The following is a 1,531-nucleotide window of genomic DNA, read 5'->3' as shown; positions in this document are numbered from 1 at the left end:
GTGCTGCGCCGGGCCGACGGCCCGCCGCAAAGCCGGATGCCGCGCCGCATCGGCTTCGGCGCGCTGGTCGCCGATCTCGATGCGCGCCGCCTGGTCGACGACCATCAGGCCATCGTCGATCTCACCGCGATGGAGTTCGATCTTCTGGCCTGTTTCCTGGAACGGCCGAGGCGCGTGCTGTCGCGCGACCAGTTGCTCGACTGGACCCGCGGCCGCAGCGCCGACCCCTATGACCGCACCATCGACGTCTCGATCAGCCGGCTGCGCCGGAAGCTTGCCGCGGTGGATCCTTCGGCGATGTCGTCGATCAAGACGGTGCGGAACGGCGGCTATTTGTTCGCAGCCGACCTGCGCTTGCTTTGATCGGCAGGAGCTGATCAGGGGCATGATCCGGAGAATTGTGCACCGTCTTCCCGGCACGGCAAACGCAGGGCGTTGGCGCGGAGATCGTGATCGAACCAAAAGTCAGAGCGCGATGACGCTTCATCCTGAAGCAGCGTGCTCCAGGGAGTTTCGTGCATGATGAGCCGCCTGCGCATCGCCGGACGCCTCGCTTTGATCGTGGTCGGCGGCATCGTTCTGGTCCAGATGCTGATGATTGCGGTCTACTTCGTCGAGCAGCGGGAACGCCGGGAGCGAATCGGATTTGCTGCTCCGTTCCTCGGTCAGATGGCCGCTCTCGTCCAGGCGCTTGACCGGGTGCCCGCGGCGGATCGCGAACTGGTCAGCCGCGCCGCTACGACCCCGCGGGTCATGTTGCGCATCCGCCGGCAAATTCCGGAACACGCGATTGATTCGCCGTTCTTCGCCGCCGCCGAGCAACGGCTGCGCGGGCTGATCGGTCCTCCTGACGATCGCTTCATGGCGATCTCGCTGGTTACGGAAGGGTCCGATGGCGAGCAGCCGGTGAGCCATTGGCGCGATCTGGTCGGCGCGCGCCTGCATGCCTTGATCGGACTCAACTCCGGCGGCTATCTCGAGATTGAGACCTCGAGCGATCTCAGCCTGCTGGCGCTTGGCATCCCGGTCGGCCTGATTGCGGGAATCCTCGGCTTCGTGGTCGCGCTCGCGGCGCTGATCGCCGTGCGCCGCGAGACCCGGCCGTTGTCCGAGCTTGCGCTTGCGATCGAGCGTTTTGCAGAGGCCGTGGAAGCGAAGCCGATCACTGAGCGCGGCGCGCCGGACGTGCGCACCCTGATCCGCGCCGTCAATGCCATGCAGGCACGGATCGCCGAGCTGTTGCGCAGCCGCACGTTGGTGCTGGGCGCGATCAGCCACGACCTGCGCACCTATGTCACGAGATTGCGGCTGCGCCTGGAACTGCTGCCCAGGAGCGATCAATGCGCCAAGGCCGCGGCCGATCTCGATGGCATGCAATCTTTGATGGACGATGCGCTGGCCTTCGCCCGCGCCTCTTTTGCCGTCGCCCCCGACGAGACCGTCGATCTGGCCCATGTCGCGAGGGCCGAATTTGATGCGCGCAGCGCCCAGAGCGCGCCGGTTTCGCTGAGCGGCGCGCAGGCGCCGCTTG

Annotated in this window: 2 protein-coding genes; both read left to right on the top strand. The window is 66.5% G+C overall.

The genetic code is table 11. The features are described 5' to 3' along the window. On the top strand, positions 1 to 363 hold a 363-nt coding region (locus WCB02_RS17205), incomplete at its 5' end, for a winged helix-turn-helix domain-containing protein (protein WP_423959796.1). Positions 364 to 519: 156 nt separating this feature from the next. Further along, positions 520 to 1,531 (top strand): HAMP domain-containing protein (locus tag WCB02_RS17200; RefSeq protein ID WP_423959794.1); only part of this gene is annotated, 1,012 nt, incomplete at its 3' end.

Source organism: Bradyrhizobium sp. (assembly GCF_049581145.1).
Lineage (GTDB): Bacteria > Pseudomonadota > Alphaproteobacteria > Rhizobiales > Xanthobacteraceae > Bradyrhizobium.
The sequence above is the reverse complement of the archived record's forward strand: the minus strand, read 5'-3'. Positions and strand labels throughout refer to the sequence as shown.